Origin of the sequence: Paenibacillus sp. Root444D2 (assembly GCF_001426375.1) — a bacterium.
In the GTDB taxonomy this organism is placed as follows: domain Bacteria; phylum Bacillota; class Bacilli; order Paenibacillales; family NBRC-103111; genus Paenibacillus_E.
Genome location: NZ_LMEO01000051.1, coordinates 234,575 through 254,769 on the forward strand (window position 1 = coordinate 234,575; position 20,195 = coordinate 254,769).

Sequence of the window (20,195 nt, forward strand, 5' to 3'; positions counted from 1 at the left end):
CGGTCACCCCGCCTATTTGGGAGGAACCGAGCCTTTTTGTATGTAAGTCGCAATATCATGAAAGATTCTTGCGCGATAGAACGCTGCAATCAGAATGAGAGTCACAGGACCCACAATAAGTCCGAGGAGTCCGAATAGTTTCAATCCAACGAACATAGCGATTAACGTAGCCAGAGGGTCTAATCCGACTGAGGAAGCGAGCACCTTTGGTTCCATAATCTGTCTGGCAATCACGATGACGCCATACAGCACACTGAGACCGATTCCGAGAAAAAAGTCTCCCTGCGCAAAGAAAACGTACAAAATCCAAGGCACCATGACCGCACCTGTTCCCAAATAAGGCATCAGGTCTGCTAAGCCTGTTAATAAACCGATGGTTATAGCATAATCAACGCGCAAGACCAACAAGCCAATGATGACCACAAGAGCGGTTAGTGAAACAAGAATGAGTTGGGCACGCATGTAGCCGAACAATGCTTTTTGCAAATCCGTCCGTATCAATTGGGTGGTCTTCACAATCATGTCGGAGAAGATCCCTTTATACCGTTTGATAAGCTGATACCAATCTTTACTAATGAAAAAGGTGGCCAGCATAACAATAATGGTGATGGTCGCGATATTCGGTAAAGAAGTTAGAAATCTTTTCAAAGTATCAAAAACATAGCCAATAATGAACTTACTTACGTCTGCAATAGAGCCTGCTGTCGAGGATAAGTTATTGTTGACGGTTTCTTGATATTTCGGGTTATTTTCAAAAAACTGATTAATACGTTCAATCAAATCCTGGAAAGCTGTAGAATTAATGAAAACATTGAATTGCTCCACCCATAGGTTAATTTGAATCTGCAAGGTATCCGCAAGTGAACCTAATTCTACGACTATATTCGCAACTAGTAAGGTTATGGCCGTAACCATGGCACCTATAAATAACAACATAGATAAGGTAACGGCAAGCCAGCGCGGGAATTTCACTTTGAATTGGAAGAAGTTCACAAGGGGATTAAGCATAAGAGCTAGAATCCACCCGAAAATAAATGGGTAAATCAAAGGGATAACATAGTAGAAAGCGAGTCCGATTAGAACAATAATTAGTGCCACCCAAATGCCCCTGAAAATCTGGTGAACTAAACGTGGATTCAGGATACCCATGGTTTTTTCTCTCCTAGTTTCAAGTCTTTTCATTGTAACATGATCTTGGATAAATACGGAAATAACATCACCTTTACAAAATCTTCATATATTGAAACAGGGGATTCTGCATTGTCGGTGCAGAGCACGCATAGTACAATGAAGATATAAATGGCACAGATAACAGATAGAAAACATAAGAAAATATAAGTGGAGGCTTTATGAGTATTGCGCGTGAACCAGATTTGAAAGAAGTTAAAGAGCTCAAAGAAGTTAAGGAAGTCAAAGAGATTTCGACCAAGTACTTAAACCGGGATTTAAGTTGGATCGAGTTCAATTGGCGTGTTCTGGAGGAGGCTCAAGATGCGAGCACTCCACTGCTTGAGCGTGTGAAATTTCTGTCAATCGTATCCAGTAATCTCGATGAGTTCATGAGTGTTCGTGTCGCAGGACTGAAGGATCAAATCAAGGCTGGGTATACCAAAAAAGACTTCACAGGTTATACCCCCGCCGGACTTATTAAACGAATTATGAAGCGCACTGCCAAAATGGTAACAGAACAGTACAAAACGTACCGTGAAGTAACGAGACTGCTAACCAAAGAAGGCATTGTGTTTACGGAATTTGAAGATTTGAATACGACACAGAAAAAAGCTATGGATGCTTATTATCATGATATTATTTTTCCTGTATTAACACCGATGGCGGTGGATCAAAGTCGTCCATTTCCACTTGTACATAATCAATCCGTCTATTTAGCTGTCTTGCTTGTGCGGGAAGGGGATGATCCGGATGATGAGCCTTATTTTGCCATCGTTCAAGTACCGAGCAATTTATCCCGTTATATTCCCGTGCCAACACGGCCAAATAGTAAAAAAACAGAATTTATTCTTATTGAAGAATTGATCGAGCACCATATTGAATCGCTTTTCAGTGGATACATTCCGATTTCCGTTCACGGGTTCAGGGTAACTCGAAACGCCGATTTAACGCTCAATGAAGAAGGGGCTGAAGATCTGCTTGAGGAGATCGAGAAGGAGCTTAGACGCAGACGCTGGGGCTCTCCTGTTCGACTTGAAGTACAAGAAGGCATTCATCCATATGCGCTTGCACAGCTTCAGGATGAGTTCGAGATTGAAGAACAAATTTTTGAAATTGACGGGCCGCTGGACATCACCTATTTCATGAAGCTGGCCGGTACGTTGAATGGCTATGAAAATCTTCGCTATCCGCGTATTGCTGCCAAATACCCCATAGAATTTGAGGATACGACTGACTTCTTCGAAGTTCTTAAGCAAAAGGATGTATTGGTGCATCATCCCTATGAAACGTTCGACGCCGTAACAGACTTCATCATCCATGCTGCCTATGATCCGAAAGTGCTCGCGATCAAAATGACACTGTATAGAGCGAGCGGAAACTCGCCGATTATTCAAGCGTTAGCCAGAGCCGCGGAGTCCGGGAAGCAGGTCACAGTAGTTGTTGAGCTGAAAGCCAGGTTTGACGAAGAGCGTAATATTGCATGGGCTAGAATGCTTGAAAAGTCAGGCTGTCATGTGGTTTATGGACTTGTTGGGCTCAAAACGCATGCCAAGATTACACTCGTCGTGAGACAAGAAGAACAGACGCTCCGCAGATATGTTCATGTGGGAACAGGTAATTATAACGACAGCACAGCCCGTCTTTACACAGATGTAGGGCTATTCACTGCAAATAGTGTGATTGGAGAGGATGCCTCCGCGCTTTTCAATGAAATTACTGGCTACTCCGCGCCTCATGACTGGCAGTCTTTCGCTGTGGCTCCTACGGATTTGAAGGATAAGCTATTCGAGCTTATCGAACGTGAAGCTGAGCACGCTAGAGCGGGCAGACCAGCCCGAATTATTGCAAAAATGAACTCATTATCCAATCAAGAGATGGTAGATGCCTTATATGCGGCGTCGCAAGCAGGTGTAAAGATTGAATTAATTATTCGCGGCGTCTGCTGCTTGCGTCCAGGGGTTCCTGGGATTAGCGAGAATATTACAGTTCGGAGTATTGTAGATCGTTTCTTGGAGCATTCTCGCATTTATTATTTCGAAAATGGCGGACTAGTTGATGTATATTTATCTTCGGCTGACTGGATGACACGTAATTTGACACGTCGTATTGAGCTGATGTGTCCGGTACTTGATCGGGAAATGAAAAAAGTGATGATACAAATTCTGAATGTTACCCTGCATGATAACGTCAAAGCAAGAGAACTGATGCCCAACGGAATGTACAGTCGCATAAAAAATGAACTGACCCCTTATCGGAGCCAGTTCGAGGCGATGAAAATTACTTCTTGGAAAAAACTCCGGCTTGGGTCTTAAGCTTAAGCCCCCAGATTTTTTCAAAATCTTTACTGATAGCCGCGAGTTCCTTAAGCTCCATAATGGGGTTGTGGATACATAACAGCTTGAGAGTTAGGGCTGATTCGGTTTGCGTTGTTTGCAGCTCTTGAACAGGCTGCGTCTCACTATGATCCAAAGCGATAGCTAATTTAAGCAGCGTACCTAACTTTACTATTAATGCCGCGTCGGATTCCATCAAAAGGTCCTTGTAAGCTAGGACTTGTTGGTGGGTCCGGCTTTTTGTTTTGTAAGTAGCAATCAAAGAGCAAATAACAATTTCTCGATGACTGAGACCGTCGATATGCGCCCCTGTCATCATATATTGTGTATGTTTGAGGTAATGGTAATAATGGACGCTTGCTCCGATTCGATGCAAGAGAGCAGCGGTATGCAAGTATCTTTGGCTTCGATCTTCCGATTCGGGCGGAGCAGTGAGTGTGTGATAAAGCTGCATAGCGAATTTATCTACATGAGAGACATGCTTCACAGCGGCGTTCGGATGGAGCATAAGCAAATTATGGATACTTGCTTCAAGTACATCCGCCTTGATTGGGTGCTTAGGATTGAATGTTTCGTAGAAGAGTCCATCACGAAGTCCTGATCCGCTGATAATGCACGCTGATGAACCCGCTGCTTCGAATATGGTGTCCATAATGATCAGTCCAGGAACCATAATATCTGCGCGATCTTTGGAGAGACCATCTATTTTTTTTCGTTTTTCCAAGGGCATGGAGGATAACAAAAAGAGGAAATCACGAAGCTCCCCAGGTTTCAGCGTGTAATTGTGGGCAAGCTGAAGCGAGTATTTGCTTCGTTTTTGGCTGATTTTCCCAAGGGTTCGAATCGTTCCGCCTAGACCAATCATAGGCAGATTGGGAGAACCGGCAATCCAAGGATAAGCCAAAATCGCATCTTCAACCATCCGGCGAATATCGCCCATTTCCTGCTCGGTTAGATTGCCATTTTTCATAAATTGGCGTGTGGTGTTCACCGCACCGAATGGAAAGGAAACGCTGTGAAGCAATTTCCGGTTACGAAGCAAGGTGACTTCTGTACTCCCTCCGCCAATATCAATAATCAAGGCGTCCCGGATATCGATGGTATTGATTACGCCTAAATAGCCATATCGCGCTTCTTCTGCCCCACTCAGAACTTCAATATGAAGTCCGGTCTGTTCCTGGAGAATCCGCACAATTTCAGCTGAATTGGCCGCGTTACGTATGGCTGCCGTTGCTACGGCTCTTATTGTCGGAATCTCATGAACTTTGCATAACTGAGCATAGTGGGATAGAATTGGTACGATAGAGATAATGTCTTTGCTATGTAAGATGCCATCGGAACCGATGCGTTCGCTGAGTCTAGCGGAATCCTTATGCTCACTGACAACACGGTATGCCCCTTGGGCATTAATTTCGTAGATAACAAGTCGAATCGAGTTGGATCCGATATCAATGATGCCGATACTTGTGCTGCTGCTCATGTATTTGCTCCTTTTTCAGAGAAAAATCACTTTTACTTTGCCTACATTGTATCAATCTGGGCACGACTCGACAAACTTTTCCTACAGGGTTGTATAATTCGGGGAAATTAACAAAAACTTGTATCGTGTGTTTTGAAGAGATGGTTCAAAAAAACAGTGCCGATTTCCGCCAAAAAGATTCTTTATGATAGTGATAATGAAGTTTTATGTCTGCTTTTGTTCACTTATTAAACAAAATACTTTATTATTAAGTTAGGAAAAAAGCAATTTTTTGCTAATAGAGTAGCTAAGGAGAGATTCCCATGTCTGCAACCAAAGGTTTAGAAGGAATTGTAGCCACGACCTCGTCGATCAGCTCCATTGTAGATGGAGTGCTAACGTATCGCGGGATTGATATTGATGACCTCGCAGAAAATGCGACATTTGAAGAAGTTATTTATTTGCTTTGGTTCGGTAAATTGCCTAACCAAGCTGAGCTTGAGAAACTGCAAAGCGACCTGAACGCTTACAGCAAGGTGCCTGATGCGGTTATCAATCAGATTAAAGCATTCCCGAAAGATGTTAATTCCATGGCTGCTCTTCGTACAGCAGTATCGGCTCTTGCACTTTATGATGAAGAAGCGAACGATTTGAGCCCTGAATCCAATGTGCGTAAAGCGATCAAGCTGCAAGCACAAATTCCTGGCATTATCGCTGCTTTCGCTCGTATCCGTGAAGGTAAAGAACCATTAGCTTCCCCAGGATATGCTTCCGTTGCTGCTAACTTCTTGTTCCAGCTAACAGGTAACGAACCGGATAAAATCGCGATCGAAGCTTTGGACAAAGCATTGGTTTTACACGCTGACCATGAGCTGAATGCTTCCACATTCGCTGCACGCGTTACTGTTGCAACACTAACAGACATCTACTCAGGTATTACTTCAGCGATCGGCACGCTCAAAGGACCTCTTCACGGCGGTGCGAACGAAGCTGTTATGGCGATGCTGGAAGAAATCGGTACTGTAGAGAACGTAGTTCCTTACATCAACGATAAATTAGATCGGAAAGATAAAATCATGGGCTTTGGACACCGTGTTTACAAAAACGGAGATCCGCGTGCGAAGCACTTGCAAAAAATGTCCTATGAGCTTGGTAAACTAACTGGCAACCTGAAATGGTACGAAATGTCCATTAAAGCAGACGAATTGGTCACCAGCCTCAAAGGCTTGAAACCAAACGTTGATTTCTACTCTGCTTCCGTTTACACAACGTTGGAAATCCCACGCGACCTGTTCACGCCGATCTTCGCGATCAGCCGTACATCCGGTTGGGCTGCCCACATCTTGGAGCAGTACGAAAACAACCGTTTGATTCGTCCTCGTGCTGAGTACACGGGTCCGGTTAACCAAAAATACATTCCAATTAGCGCTCGCTAATTGTCACTTTAACTCTTTGTGCGGGCAGTTCGGTACCCGTCCTCGGCTCACCCCGGGGGAGTACCGCAACTCCCGTCACTTTTTGTGTGTTTACCTTCACTACTACGGTGACGAGTTAAATTTCTTAGGAAATTTCTCGCAGCAGTTATATAACAAAGTGGAGTGCTTGGCAGTGCCTGGAGAAACGTAAGTGTCCGCCTTTAGAATCCTACCCATACCTAATATAGGGATCTTTGATCGAGATCAAAGTCTCTCCTTAAAATCAATTCAATTGGACAGGATGATAACAGCGGTCGGAAGGCATTGCCAAAAGCATGCAACGTAACGCGCAACAGTAACTTTTTCGATAAACTAATCTACATAAATTTTAGGAGGAACTATCATGCCACAATTCGAATCTTACGAACTACCAAAAGAAGGTCAAAAAATCACCATCGAGAATGGTGTTCTGCAAGTACCTAACAACCCAATCATCCCTTACATTGAAGGTGACGGTACAGGTCCTGATATCTGGGCTGCTTCCGTACGCGTTCTGGATGCTGCAGTTGAGAAAGCATACAAAGGCGAGAAAAAAATCGCTTGGTACGAAGTTTTTGCCGGAGAGAAAGCTTTTAACAAATACAACAACTGGCTGCCTAACGATACATTAACAGCTATGCGCGAATACATCGTGTCCATCAAAGGACCTTTGACTACACCAATCGGCGGCGGTATTCGTTCCCTGAACGTTGCACTTCGTCAAGAATTAGATCTTTACGTATGTTCCCGTCCAGTTCGTTACTTCAATGGTGTTCCATCCCCAGTTAAACGTCCTGAGCTGGTTGACATGGTTATTTTCCGTGAAAATACAGAAGATATCTATGCTGGTATTGAGTGGGAAGCTGGTTCCGACGCAGTTAAGAAAGTTATTAAATTCCTTCAAGACGAAATGGGCGTTAACAAAATTCGTTTCCCAGAAACTTCAGGTATCGGTGTTAAACCAGTATCCTCCGAAGGTACTGAGCGTTTGGTACGTGCTGCAATCGAGTACGCGATCAAACATGGCCGTAAAACATTAACTTTGGTACACAAAGGTAACATCATGAAGTTCACAGAAGGCGCGTTCAAAAACTGGGGTTATGAGCTTGCAGAGCGTGAATATGCTGACAAAACATTTACATGGGCACAATACGATCGTATTAAAGAAGCAGAAGGCGCTGAAGCGGCTAACAAAGCTCAAAAAGACGCTGAAGCAGCTGGCAAAATCATCGTAAAAGATGCAATTGCTGACATCGCGTTGCAACAAGTATTGACTCGCCCAACTGACTTCGACGTAATCGCAACATTGAACTTGAACGGTGACTACCTGTCTGATGCACTTGCTGCACAAGTTGGCGGTATCGGTATCGCTCCAGGAGCAAACATCAACTACTTGACTGGTCACGCGATCTTCGAAGCTACGCATGGTACAGCTCCTAAATACGCAGGTCTTGACGTAGTTAACCCAGGTTCCGTAATCCTATCTGGCGTAATGCTTCTTGAGCACCTTGGCTGGTTGGAAGCGGCTGAATTGATCTACAAAGGTTTGGAAACATCCATCAATAACAAAACTGTAACATATGACTTTGCTCGTTTGATGGAAGGCGCGAAAGAAATCAAATGTTCCGAGTTCGCTAACGAAATCATCAAAAACATGGCTTAATTCTTTTGAGAAAAGTTGATCTACTAAAAACTATTAGGAGGTACATCTCAAATGGCAATTCGTCGTAATAAAATTACCGTTGTCGGCGCAGGTTTCACGGGAGCAACAACTGCTCTTATGTTAGCTCAAAAAGAACTTGGTGACGTTGTTCTTCTCGACATCCCGCAACTGGAAAACCCTACAAAAGGGAAAGCGCTCGACATGCTTGAAGCAGGTCCGGTTCAAGGATACGATAGCCAAATTACAGGTACTTCCAACTATGCGGATGCTGCTGATTCCGATATCGTCATCATTACAGCAGGTATCGCTCGTAAACCGGGTATGAGCCGCGACGATTTGGTAAACACGAATGCAGGTATCGTCAAATCCGTTTGTGAGAACGTGAGAGAAGTAGCTCCTAATTCCATCGTTATCATCTTGAGTAATCCTGTTGACGCGATGACTTACGTAGCATTCCAAGCACTTGGTTTCCCGAAAAACCGCGTAATCGGTCAATCCGGCGTACTCGATACAGCTCGTTACCTGACGTTCATCTCCCAAGAGTTGAATGTATCCGTTGAGGATGTTAAAGGTGTTGTTATCGGTGGACACGGCGATGACATGGTTCCACTCGTTCGTTACACATACGCTGGCGGCGTGCCAATCGAGAAGCTGATCCCAGCTGACCGTATTGAAGCGATCGTTCAACGTACACGTACTGGCGGCGGTGAAATCGTTAACCTACTTGGTAACGGTAGTGCATATTACGCACCAGCGGCTTCCCTTGTGCAAATGACTGAAGCAATCCTTAAAGATAAAAAACGTATCATCCCAACCATCGCTCTTCTTGAAGGCGAATATGGTTATGACAACTTGTTCATGGGCGTTTTAACTGTACTTGGTGCTAACGGTATCGAGAAAATTCTTGACATCGAGCTGACTGAGGAAGAGAAAACAGCTTTGGACAAAACAGCAAGCTCTGTTCGCAACGTAATCAAAGTTGTAACAGGTTAATAAGCTTTGGCAGAAGAATCAACTACCTGTGCGAATAGGTGGTTGGTTCTTTTTTTTGCTCATTTTATTGTGGCGATGCCCAATTTTTTGTTAATATTGTAAATTGTTTTCCAACCACTATTCCCAGTTAATGGTCTATGCTACGATAGGCATAAGCCAGCATAATTGGCTAAAAAATCCATAGGATGGTGGGATTTGATGTTGAAGAAAAGCTTGCTAGGGACAAGAAACTGGAGAAGACTCTGTTTAACCGCAGTATTATCCGTATCAATGTTAGGCATTGTTCCACAAGCTTTTGCGGAAGGTCCGAATGACCCCGCGCCATCGATAACGCCGACAACGGCGAATGGCAAAAAGGTGCTGTTTGACAATACGCACGGTCAAACGGCAGGCGCAGCTGATTGGGTTATTGACGGCGGTTTCTCTGATTTTGCTAACGCATTAGGAAATGCAGGCTATTTGGTAAAAGAACTGCGTAAGAGTACAGCGATTACACTCTCCGATTTATCAGCGTATGATGTGTTCGTTATTGGTGAGGCTAACATTCCATATAAGACATCTGAGCAAAGCGCCATGCTGCAGTATGTGCAAGGCGGCGGCAGCATCTTCTTCATTGGTGATCATTACAATGCAGATCGTAATAAAAATCGTTGGGACGCTTCAGAAGTATTCAATGGCTTTCGCCGCGGCGCGTGGACCAATCCAGCTGCGGGAATGAGTACAGCAGAAGCTGCTTCAGCAGCGATGCAGGGTGTTGCAAGCTCTGATTGGTTGTCGGCCAATTTCGGAGTGAAGTTCCGTTATAACGCATTAGGTGATATTACAGCGAATAATATCGTGAGCCCCTCTCAGGCTTTTAATATTACGAGTGGTGTCTCCACGGTTGCTATGCATGCAGGCTCGACTTTAGCGGTTACTGACCCTAACAAAGCCAAAGGTATTGTTTACCTGCCAGCGACAACGACCAAATGGGCTAGTGCAGTGGATCAAGGGGTATACAACGGCGGAGGAGTAGCAGAAGGTCCTTATGTCGCGGTCTCCAAAGTGAGTGCAGGCAAAGCCGGATTCATCGGCGATTCCTCACCAGTTGAAGATGCGACGCCAAAGTATAAGAGAGAAGAGACAGGCGGTACGAAAACGACGTATGCGGGATTCCAAGAGCAGAATGATGCTTCTCTTTTAGTAAATATGGTGAACTGGTTGGCGACCAAAGAAAGTTATACAAGTTTAACGCAAGTGCCAGGCCTTACCTTGGATTCAGCAACTACAATTTACTCATGGGAGCAGCCGGCTAACACAACAGAGCCGCAGGCCGAGCCTTGGGCAGCACCTGCAGCTGGTTATAATTGGTGGGATCCTTCAACGTTTAAAGTAGGATCTTACGGATATAATACCGCCACGAATACAACAGATCCGTTTGCATTTGTCCATCAAGCGCAATTGCCAAATCAGGCGGTTTTTCAAGTGAAGATTATTCTAAATGGCCTAACAGCAAATTCAACAACAACAGGCTATAATATTGGTATTTATAATGGTTCAGGTACCCAGGTCGCTAAGGTTCAAAATAGCAATGGCACATGGCCTTCCACTTACGGTTACAGCACGAGCTTCTCATTAACAGCTGACGCAAGCGGTCATGCGGAGAAGATTGTGAGTATTCAAATTAATCCAAGTATCTCCGGTTCTGCTAATATGCGCTTGAGACAGAACACGACTGCCAAATTTACTGAGGCCGTTACGATCGCTAATGTTCCAGTTGAGCCACTGCCTTAAAACGTTAAGCGTACAGGAATCAGCTCGATCTATAGGAAGTGAAAATAACCCTGCGATCCTGATGAGTTCGTTGGGTTATTTTGCGTAAAATTGGTCACAGTTTTGTGTAGATATAGTGAATTAGCAGGATTCATGGGATCGCTTTCTTGTCGGGACTGTTCCAGTTCGGTTATACTTAATAAAACCAATACATAAAATTGCGGAGGTTGTCAAAATGTATCCAGTTATGATTTTTTTACATGTCGTTAGTGCTTTATTGCTTGGTGCTTATATCATGTTCCCATTCTTAGTGGGACGAGCTGCAACATTGTCTGGAGCTGCCCAAGAGAGTTTTGTCGGCGTGATAGCTAAGATCAATCGCATCGGTCAATTTTCACTGATTGTAACCTTCCTTACAGGTGGCGCGATGATCAGTCAAGTGGATCCAAAGCCGTCCGTCCTATGGATGATCTCTTCCATTGTTCTTCTTCTGATTGTAGGAGCAATTACGGGTATGGTCGGTGGTAGAATCAAAAAGCTGATTGCGAATAGCAAAGCAGGTAAAAGCACAGCTTCTGATGCTGCCAAAATTAAAACCTTCAGCTGGATCGCAGCCATCGCTGTTATCGTAGCTGTACTGATTATGACGAATCCGCAGCTGTTGTCGTAAGCTTAAGGAAACAGAAAAGAAAGAGCATGTTCATCTTCTGGATGACATGCTCTTTCTGCATTTTCGGGATTCGGATCATGTTCGAACAGGGTGCTCTGATTAATCCAATGTGATTTCATCTAATGTTTTCTCAAATGATGCACTCATATGCTCGAGGAAATAATCAACTTCAGGCATGTTCATTTTCTGTAAGCTTTCCAGAATTTGCTGCTTCGCGACGACGAATTCTCGGTTGCCAGTGGAGAGCTCGGTTAAGCATTTAATATACGCTTCGAGCAAGTCGGCGGCTTTCACCCAGCGGTAGAGCTCAGGGTCTGGCTCTTGAATTAAGCTGCGGTAAATACCGCTGATTTCAGGTGGAATCGTTTGAATAAGCCGTTCGACTGCGACATCTTCGATCTCACGGAAATTCCGCAGTATTTGCTCATTGTTATGCTTCACAGGCTGGGGGATATCCCCCGTTAGTACTTCAGAAGCGTCGTGGAACAATGCGATGGACACTACGCGATCCGTTGGCACATTGCGTCCATATACTTCGTTGGCAATGGTGCATAACATATGCGCAATCGTCGAGACATAGAAAGAATGCTCTGCTACGTTTTCTCTACGCATGTTCCACATGAGACTCCAGCGATCAATATATTTAAGTCGATATAAGTAAGCGAAAAAGTGATGATTCATCGGGTTAACTCCTCTTTCTATTAAAGTAAAACAAAACGGCTTATTTGACGCTCGGCGTCACCCTCACTGCCACCTTCCCGGTGGCCGGGGTGAAGACGAGCGGTTGCCCGATCAGCGCGCCAAGATCATCGAGCGCGATCGTGACCAGCCCGTGCTCGCGCAGCACGGGCTGCCGCAGCGTGACGCGCGCGTTCCCGCGCGTCGCTGACTTCGCATTCACCTGCAGGGTGAATGCCTCTTGCCCGAGGCGGAGGCGAAGCGCTCCGCCTTCCATTACAGCGCTGCCGCCGAGCTGCGCTGCGGCAGCGGCCGCGTCCACGCGCAGCGGGGCGTTGCCCGGCTGCGCCAAGACCCGGCGCTGGACCTGCCGGTGCAGCAGCTCCGGCGTGATGCCGGGGCTGCCCGCGTTGATCCGCGGGATTAACAGATGATCGGCGCTTCGCGTCGCCATCTCTGGCGAAATCGTGAAGGCATAGCGGATGCCCGCCTTCGCTACTTGCTCTGTCGCCGCCGGTGACGTGATGCCGTATGGGTACGCCAACGTGTCCAGCGGCGCATCCGTTAAGCCCGCAAGCTTGCCGATGCAAGCTTGCGTATCCTTGTAAACACGCTGCGTATAAGCATCATCGCTCTCCGCATCCAATCTTCCTACAAGCGCTGCTTCACCACTTGGAAGCTTGTGGTGAAGATTGTTGGTATGGCAGCCAATATCGATAAAGTTCGTGGCATGCGTCATCTCACTGATTTGCTCCTTCGACATGGAAGGGATGTAGGACCCCAGCGGATTCGTTAAGTCATTGGTAATAACGAAATTCACAGCAGGAATTCGCAAGCTTTTCAAAATCGGATAGGCCGCTGTGTAAAAGCTTTGATAGCCATCATCGAACGTAACCAGGACAGCATTCGATGGAACGGTAGCGCCCTCCATGTACTGTTTGAACTCTTCTAAGGAAATAAAATGATAGCCTTTGCTAAGTAGGAATTGAAGCTGATTTTGAAAAAGCGAGCTTGTAATTGTGCTAGAGCTGGTGTCCTTTTCATGTACATGATGATACATAAGAACGGCCACTTGGTCCTGGTAGTAAATATCCTCTGAACGCTTAGCCTGCAGCGGCGTAAGCAAAAGGGTGAGCCCAATCAGGCTAACTAGAATCGAAATAGCGATTCTTTTGTACATGTCAGTGAATCTCCTTGTTTTCCTCACAAGAACCGTCGAACTCTTCATGGGAGGTATGTTATAATAGTTTGTAATTATTATTATGTGTGTATTTGAGAGAGGAGCCAGACCTAGTCATGCAGCATTTTTATCAAAGCGTCTACGATTTGATTGTCGAAACTTCCACAAACCTTCCCGGTGATGTGCGCCGTGCGGTGCAAGCCGCTCAGGAAAATGAGGACAAAGGCACGCGTTCTGCGTTATCTCTATCCCGCATTGCGGATAACATCCATATGGCGGAATGCAATGTATCCCCAATTTGTCAGGATACAGGTATGCCAACGTTTATTATACACTGTCCGGTTGGGGCAAACCAACTTATCATGAAGAAGCAAATCTTAGAAGCGGTTGCTAATGCAACCAAAGCCAGTAAGCTGCGCACGAACTCCGTAGACTCCCTTACAGGTACAAACAGCGGAGATAATCTTGGGCCTGGTACGCCGGTTGTTCATTTCGAGCAATGGGAACGTGACGATATCGAAGTGAAGTTGATTCTAAAAGGCGGCGGCTGTGAGAACAAAAATATTCAATACAGCTTGCCTGCTGATCTTGAAGGTGTAGGTAAAGCAGGACGTGATCTTGACGGCATTCGCAAATGTGTCATGCATGCGGTTTACCAAGCGCAAGGTCAAGGATGCAGTGCGGGTTTCATCGGCGTAGGTATTGGAGGCGACCGTACAAGCGGGTACGAGCTGGCTAAGCACCAATTATTCCGTCATGTTGACGATGTGAATCCACATCCGGAGCTGCGCAAGGTCGAAGAGTACGTCATGGAGCACGCCAATACGCTTGGTATTGGAACAATGGGATTCGGCGGTCAAGTGACTCTGCTTGGCTGTAAAGTTGGCGTAATGAACCGTTTGCCAGCAAGTTTCTTCGTTTCTGTTGCGTACAACTGTTGGGCTTTCCGTCGTCAAGGCGTAGTCTTGAATGCGGAAACTGGTGAAATCAATGGCTGGTCTTATCCAAGAGGGACAGAGGTTTCTTTCCAAGAGGCTTTCGAAGCGAGTGCAGAAGAAGCTAAGAATACGCCAAAAGAAGAGCGTCGTGAGATCGTATTGACAACGCCAATATCGGAAGAGCAAATCCGCAGCCTCAAAGTCGGTGATGTCGTAGTCATCAATGGTACGATGCACACGGGACGCGATGCGCTGCATAAATATTTGATGGATCATGATGCGCCGGTTGATCTCAATGGGGCTGCGATTTATCATTGCGGGCCGGTGATGAGTAAGGATGAAGCTGGCGAATGGCACGTTAAAGCGGCGGGACCAACGACTAGTATCCGTGAGGAACCTTACCAAGGTGATATTATCAAGAAATTTGGCATTCGAGCAGTCATTGGTAAAGGCGGAATGGGGCCGAAAACGTTAGCAGCTTTGAAAGAACATGGCGGTGTTTATTTGAACGCTATCGGTGGTGCTGCGCAATACTACGCACAGTGCTTTAAGAAGGTTGAAGGCGTAGATTACATGGAATTCGGAATTCCTGAAGCGATGTGGCACTTGGAAACAGAAGGATTCGCTGCTATCGTAACGATGGATTCACACGGCAACAGCCTACATGCTGACGTAGAGAAGAATTCACTTGAGAAGCTGGCAGCTCTGAAAGAGCCTGTATTCAAATAATTTTCTAAGCGATGCACTTAACCTTCATCTTTACAAAAAAAATACTGGATTAGGCACGGAAGAAAGGGTTACTATGTAGAGTAGCTCTTTTCTTTTTGTTTTTCACCCATGAAATGGACAGACTGAACCATCGGAGGCTAGTATCAGATGACCAAATTCCGTGCCAAACTAACTTTTATTTTGATTTTATTGATTGGTTGTTCGATGCTGATTGCGGGCATTTTCATGGCTAAGGTACTTGAGAATTCTCACATAAAGTCTTTACAAGACAATATGGAACGCGAGCTGCAAGTTATTACGGCAGCTTTGGATTGGAACCGAAAAGGGACCGATGTAGAGTTGATTTCTTACTATACGGAACAAGCCAAACATCTTAAAGAAGCAACGAATGAGAGACTGACGTATGTTCGAGCGGATGGCAAAGTATTAGGTGACTCTGATCAAAGGCCCGAACAGATGGACAATCACTTGAATCGACCGGAGATTGCTTCGGCAGCAGCGAATGGCGTCGGCTACGTTACGCGTTACAGCGATACATTGAAAGAAAATATGCTTTATGCCGCTATTCCAGTGAAGAATGAAGCGCAGGAGACAACAGGTTTTCTACGTATTTCTATGAGCTTGGAACAAGTAGGGAAGTCGATTCGCAGCTTATGGTACTTCCTGATTTCTGGGTTGATCATTTTATTTCTGATCGCAGGAATCGTTAGTTATCGAATTGCCAAAGGGATTACTCACCCCATTGAGAAGATGACGAAAGTAGCCCAGCAAATTACGAATATGAACTACCAATCTCGCGTTCCGGCTTACAGTAATGATGAGGTTGGACAGTTAGGTCAGGCGATAAATCGCATGTCCGAAAGCTTGCAGCAGCAAATGGCACGGATTCAGGAAAATGAACGCAGGCTTCAAGGCGTTATGGAAAATATGATGAGCGGCATTATGATGATTGACCGTGAAGAGCGGATTATGCTTTTAAATCCTGCTGCGGAATACATTTTAGGTTTCTCCTCACAGGAGCTTCTAGGGAAGAAATATAATGAAGCGAAGCAGCAATTTGAATTTACAAAGTTGATACAAGAATGTATTGAGACACAAGATCCAATTCGCGATGAGATGGTTTTCTATTATCCGGCAGAGCGAATTCTCGATATTCATTTGAGTCCAATTGCCCATGAAGATGAGGAATGGTCAGGTGTTCTTATCGTAATTCACGATATTACGGCTGTACGCAGACTTGAGCGGATGCGCAGTGAATTCGTCGCGAATGTATCGCATGAGTTAAAGACGCCAATTGCCGCGGTTAAAGGCTTTGCCGAAACGCTGCTGGCTGGTGCGCTTAACGATAAGGAAACGGCAGTGTCGTTCTTACAAATCATTTTTGATGAGAGTGAGCGGTTGAATCGATTAATAGGGGATATTCTAGAGTTATCCAAAATTGAATCAAAGCGGATTCCGATGAATTTTTCGCCAATTTACTTGCCTGAATTCCTAGAAAGATCGTTAAGTGTGTTGCGAAAAGAAGCGGAGAAGAAGCATATTGAACTAAGTATGCTGGTCGATGATGATATTTATATCGAGGCGGATGAAGACCGGTTACGGCAAATTATCATCAATCTCCTTTCCAATGGTATTGCTTACACCCATGATGGCGGCAAAGTGAAAGTGCGTGTAGAACCACTCGATATGAATGCTGATGGGGATTATGAACGGCTGCGATTAATTGTTTCGGATACGGGTATGGGCATACCTAAGAAGGATTTACCTCGAATTTTTGAGAGATTCTATCGTGTTGATAAAGCGCGCTCCAGAAGCTCAGGCGGAACGGGATTAGGATTATCGATTGTGAAACATTTAGTTGAGCTGCATAAAGGAACGATTCGGGTCGATAGTGAGGTTGGCGTCGGTACGAGGTTCACGATTGAATTGCCTGTTATACACTAATTTACACAGCGATGACGAAACATTTACATTGTTTTTACAATCATGTGGTAAAATGAGGTTGTGCAATGTAAATATACTGTAAACGCGGGGGATCCCATGGCACAAAAAATACTAGTTATTGAAGACGAGCCAACTCTAGCTCGATTGCTATCGTACAATCTATCTCAGGACGGGTATGATACGAAAGTTGTCGACCATGGTGGCGATGGACTTCAAGAGGCGTTGCAGCAGACTTATGACTTAATTATTCTGGATATCATGCTGCCTGGACTGAATGGCTTCGAGGTATTGGCGAAGCTAAGGCAGAAAGGAAACAGCACACCTGTTATTATTTTAACGGCACGCAATGCCGAGGATGAAGTGGTGCAAGGTCTTAAGCACGGTGCTGATGATTATATAACGAAGCCCTTTGGGGTGGCGGAATTGCTTGCCCGCGTCTCTGCCGTTCTGCGAAGAACACAATCGGAGGACGTGGCAGCGGACAAACTTAAGAGCAATGAGAAAGTGATTCAGGCGGGTGAATTGTTCATTTATCCGGAGAAATATGAAGTTGTCCTGAACGGGGATTCCATTCCGTTAAGACCGAAGGAGTTTGAGGTTCTGCTTTATCTCGTGCAGCGCCCGGGTGTCGTCGTAACAAGAGACGATCTAATGAATATCGTTTGGGGATTCGACTATATTGGCGGTCAGAGAACCGTAGATGTTCATGTGAGCTCGCTTCGTAAGAAGTTGGAAATGAATCAACAGTCTGTTCAAATCGATTCGATTCGTGGCGTTGGCTACAAGCTGGTAGCAAGTATGATCAAAAAATAATGAGCCTTGGGTGCTGGTTAACAGCGGCCCAGGCTCATTTTTGTGCGTAAACAACGTAAATGCTGTTCCCCAATGGCTCCGATTTGACTTGGCTTGTATGAGAGAGCAGCCATTCTGTTATATGAGTATGCGTCATGTAGAGGTCGACCTGCTCATGCATCATAGGCAGCTTGGTTGCCTTAGTCGAGATGAGGTTGGCTAGAAATACATCTGCCTCATTTCGATCTTGCATCATATAATCGGCTAAGCACACGATTCCGCCAGGCTTCAATACCCTCAGCATTTCACCCCATGCGAGTTCTCTTTGAGCTTCTGTCAGATGATGAAGGGCAAACGAACTGACAACATAATCAAATGTGTTATCCATAAACGGAATGGCCAGCACGTTACCAAGCTTGAGTTCAATGTCAGCATATTTGGCTGCGCAAAGCTTGAGCATTTGCTTGGATTGGTCGATGGCGGACATGGTTAGGCCGATCTGCTGCAGCTTGCCGGCTAAGTTGCCGGTACCTGTTCCTACATCAAGCCCCTTAAGGCCATGAGAAGGAGAGATAAGCTGGGCGATTTTGTCTAAAGCTGCTTCGTAGCTTGAATATACGGGAGGGCTGCTCATCTCAATGTCGTTCAGCAGGCCGTTTTCTGTGACATCTACAATCGAGGAAGCAGGATGCAGCAGCTCGTCAAACTGTAGGGCCTTTCGATCGAAATCCCAATGGTCGCGCCAGCTTGCTCTTAGGTCGCGCAGCTCCTTGCTTTGCTGGGCTAGCTCGTAGAGGAGCTCAGTCGGCAGTATGCTGCTTCCTTGAGCGGCTTGGATCATCTGATCCATTGTTCCGATAATTTGTTTCATTTCTGTCCACTGTTGAAATAGCATCGAACGCTGCATTTGCAGAGCGCTTAGCACTTCTTCTTGTTGATTTAAATCGGTTTGGGCTAAGGTTTGACGAATATCTTCAAGTGTCATCCCGACTTCCCTTAGAGAAATAATGGTTTGTAATCTCCACGCATCTTGTTCCGTATAGGTTCGATAGCCATTCTCTTTCTGCTTTGCAGGAGTTAATAGGCCTTTCTGCTCATAGAAGCGAATTGCTCTGGCTGTGATGCCAAGTTTGCGGGAAATTTCGTTAATCAGCATGTATGGTCCTCCATCATGGCACAATTGCATACAATTTTCGCCAGATCAGAAATTTTATTTTTGTGGGTTTTTGTTATACTCTTATATAGTACTAGCTATGAGCAATTGTGAGAAGCCTAACGGTTATACATATCTAAGGAGGATTATCATGTCAAAAACGTATCGTATAGCGATTATTGGATGTGGCGGTATTGCCAATGGCAAGCACATGCCAAGTTTGAACAAATTAAAGAATGTAGAGATGGTTGCATTCTGTGACATTATTTCTGAAAAAGCGCAGGAAGCTGCTGCTAAGTATGGCAAAGAAGACGCTCGTGTCTACGAAGATTACCGCGAGGTTCTGAAAGACAGTTCCATTGACATCGTTCATGTCTGTACGCCAAATGATTCACATGCGGAAATCACGATTGCTGCATTAGAAGCAGGCAAGCATGTCATGTCAGAGAAGCCGATGGCCAAAACAGCTGCAGATGCACGCCGTATGGTGGAAGCAGCTAAGCGTACAGGTAAGAAGCTGACAGTTGGTTACAACAATCGCTTCCGTGGCGATAGCCAGCATTTGCACCATTTGTGCTCGGAAGGCGAACTAGGTGAGATTTATTTTGCTAAGGCTCATGCGATTCGTCGCCGCGCAGTACCTACTTGGGGCGTTTTCCTTGATGAGGAGAAGCAAGGCGGTGGCCCGCTGATCGATATCGGTACGCATGCACTTGATTTAACGATGTGGATGATGAACAACTATGAGCCGAAGGTTGTACTGGGTACTTCTTATCATAAATTATCCCAACGAGAAAATGCAGCTAATGCTTGGGGACCTTGGGATCCTTCCAAGTTCACCGTTGAGGATTCCGCGTTTGGTATGATTACCATGAAAAATGGTGCTACGATTATTCTTGAATCGAGCTGGGCGCTGAATACACTTGAAGTGGATGAAGCGAAATGTACACTTAGCGGAACTGAGGGCGGCGCTGATATGAAAGGCGGTCTTCGCATTAATGGTGAGAAGCACAGCCGTTTATACACGACCGAAGTTGAATTAAATGCTGGCGGCGTAGCCTTCTACGATGGTGAAACAGAAAGTGCGCCGGATTTAGAAATGCGCTTATGGATTCAAGCGATCGAGAATGATACAGATCCGGTTGTAACTCCTGAGCAAGCATGTGTCGTATCCGAAATCTTAGAAGCCATTTATGAATCAGCCAAAACAGGGAAAGCCGTTTATTTCGACTAGTTTCGACTATTTCCTGGGAAATGAAGGAACCCCTTCTTCGATATGGTTATCGG

The 20,195-nt window shown here is 45.3% G+C and carries 15 protein-coding genes; 10 read left to right on the forward strand and 5 right to left on the reverse strand.

Annotated elements, in window-relative coordinates:
• Positions 1-12: 12 nt before the first annotated feature.
• On the reverse strand, positions 13-1,149 hold the full coding sequence (gene ytvI, locus ASD40_RS32570) for a sporulation integral membrane protein YtvI (protein WP_057307287.1): 1,137 nt from the start codon (positions 1,147-1,149) through the stop codon (positions 13-15).
• 200 nt (positions 1,150-1,349) lie between these two features.
• On the opposite strand from ytvI, the gene ASD40_RS32575 reads away from it, so the two are divergent.
• Positions 1,350-3,482 carry an RNA degradosome polyphosphate kinase gene (locus ASD40_RS32575; protein WP_082562601.1) on the forward strand — a complete coding sequence of 711 codons (2,133 nt, stop codon included), beginning with the start codon at positions 1,350-1,352 and terminating at the stop codon, positions 3,480-3,482.
• Here the strand turns inward: ASD40_RS32575 and ASD40_RS32580 are convergent.
• A complete protein-coding gene (locus tag ASD40_RS32580; RefSeq protein WP_057307288.1) occupies positions 3,448-4,983 on the reverse strand; it encodes a Ppx/GppA phosphatase family protein in 1,536 nt (511 codons plus the stop codon). The two genes, ASD40_RS32575 and ASD40_RS32580, sit on opposite strands and share 35 nt — an antisense overlap.
• A 302-nt stretch (positions 4,984-5,285) precedes the next feature.
• On the opposite strand from ASD40_RS32580, the gene citZ reads away from it, so the two are divergent.
• From citZ to ASD40_RS32605, 5 genes are all read left to right on the forward strand, one after another.
• Positions 5,286-6,398 (forward strand): citrate synthase, encoded by a 1,113-nt coding sequence (gene citZ, locus ASD40_RS32585; protein ID WP_057307289.1) that lies wholly within the window; start codon positions 5,286-5,288, stop codon positions 6,396-6,398.
• A gap of 382 nt (positions 6,399-6,780) precedes the next feature.
• Complete coding sequence (gene icd, locus ASD40_RS32590) at positions 6,781-8,079, forward strand: NADP-dependent isocitrate dehydrogenase (protein WP_057307290.1); 1,299 nt, start codon at positions 6,781-6,783, stop codon at positions 8,077-8,079.
• A gap of 51 nt (positions 8,080-8,130) precedes the next feature.
• Positions 8,131-9,072 carry a malate dehydrogenase gene (mdh, locus tag ASD40_RS32595; RefSeq protein WP_057307291.1) on the forward strand — a complete coding sequence of 314 codons (942 nt, stop codon included), beginning with the start codon at positions 8,131-8,133 and terminating at the stop codon, positions 9,070-9,072.
• A gap of 198 nt (positions 9,073-9,270) precedes the next feature.
• Positions 9,271-10,845 (forward strand): hypothetical protein, encoded by a 1,575-nt coding sequence (locus ASD40_RS32600; RefSeq protein ID WP_057307292.1) that lies wholly within the window; start codon positions 9,271-9,273, stop codon positions 10,843-10,845.
• A gap of 214 nt (positions 10,846-11,059) precedes the next feature.
• Positions 11,060-11,494, forward strand: coding sequence for a hypothetical protein (locus ASD40_RS32605; protein WP_057307293.1), 435 nt, complete (start codon positions 11,060-11,062; stop codon positions 11,492-11,494).
• A 99-nt stretch (positions 11,495-11,593) separates the two neighbouring features.
• Here the strand turns inward: ASD40_RS32605 and yfbR are convergent, their stop codons facing one another.
• Together yfbR and ASD40_RS32615 are read right to left on the reverse strand one after the other, a co-directional pair.
• Positions 11,594-12,175: a 5'-deoxynucleotidase gene (yfbR, locus tag ASD40_RS32610; protein WP_057307294.1), complete on the reverse strand. Its 582-nt coding sequence runs from the start codon at positions 12,173-12,175 to the stop codon at positions 11,594-11,596.
• Between the two features lie 40 nt (positions 12,176-12,215).
• Positions 12,216-13,352: a polysaccharide deacetylase family protein gene (locus ASD40_RS32615; RefSeq protein ID WP_063870882.1), complete on the reverse strand. Its 1,137-nt coding sequence runs from the start codon at positions 13,350-13,352 to the stop codon at positions 12,216-12,218.
• Between the two features lie 116 nt (positions 13,353-13,468).
• On the opposite strand from ASD40_RS32615, the gene ASD40_RS32620 reads away from it, so the two are divergent.
• From ASD40_RS32620 to ASD40_RS32630, 3 genes are all read left to right on the forward strand, one after another.
• Positions 13,469-15,019: a fumarate hydratase gene (locus ASD40_RS32620; RefSeq protein WP_057307295.1), complete on the forward strand. Its 1,551-nt coding sequence runs from the start codon at positions 13,469-13,471 to the stop codon at positions 15,017-15,019.
• 147 nt (positions 15,020-15,166) lie between these two features.
• Positions 15,167-16,963 carry a two-component system histidine kinase PnpS gene (gene pnpS / locus ASD40_RS32625; RefSeq protein WP_057307296.1) on the forward strand — a complete coding sequence of 599 codons (1,797 nt, stop codon included), beginning with the start codon at positions 15,167-15,169 and terminating at the stop codon, positions 16,961-16,963.
• Positions 16,964-17,059: 96 nt separating this feature from the next.
• Positions 17,060-17,776 (forward strand): response regulator transcription factor, encoded by a 717-nt coding sequence (locus ASD40_RS32630; RefSeq protein WP_057307297.1) that lies wholly within the window; start codon positions 17,060-17,062, stop codon positions 17,774-17,776.
• 34 nt (positions 17,777-17,810) lie between these two features.
• Here ASD40_RS32630 and ASD40_RS32635 read toward each other — a convergent pair whose 3' ends face one another.
• Positions 17,811-18,911: a MerR family transcriptional regulator gene (locus tag ASD40_RS32635; RefSeq protein ID WP_057307298.1), complete on the reverse strand. Its 1,101-nt coding sequence runs from the start codon at positions 18,909-18,911 to the stop codon at positions 17,811-17,813.
• A gap of 148 nt (positions 18,912-19,059) precedes the next feature.
• Here ASD40_RS32635 and ASD40_RS32640 point away from each other — a divergent pair, with 148 nt between their 5' ends.
• A complete protein-coding gene (locus tag ASD40_RS32640; protein WP_057307299.1) occupies positions 19,060-20,142 on the forward strand; it encodes a Gfo/Idh/MocA family protein in 1,083 nt (360 codons plus the stop codon).
• Positions 20,143-20,195 lie beyond the last annotated feature (53 nt).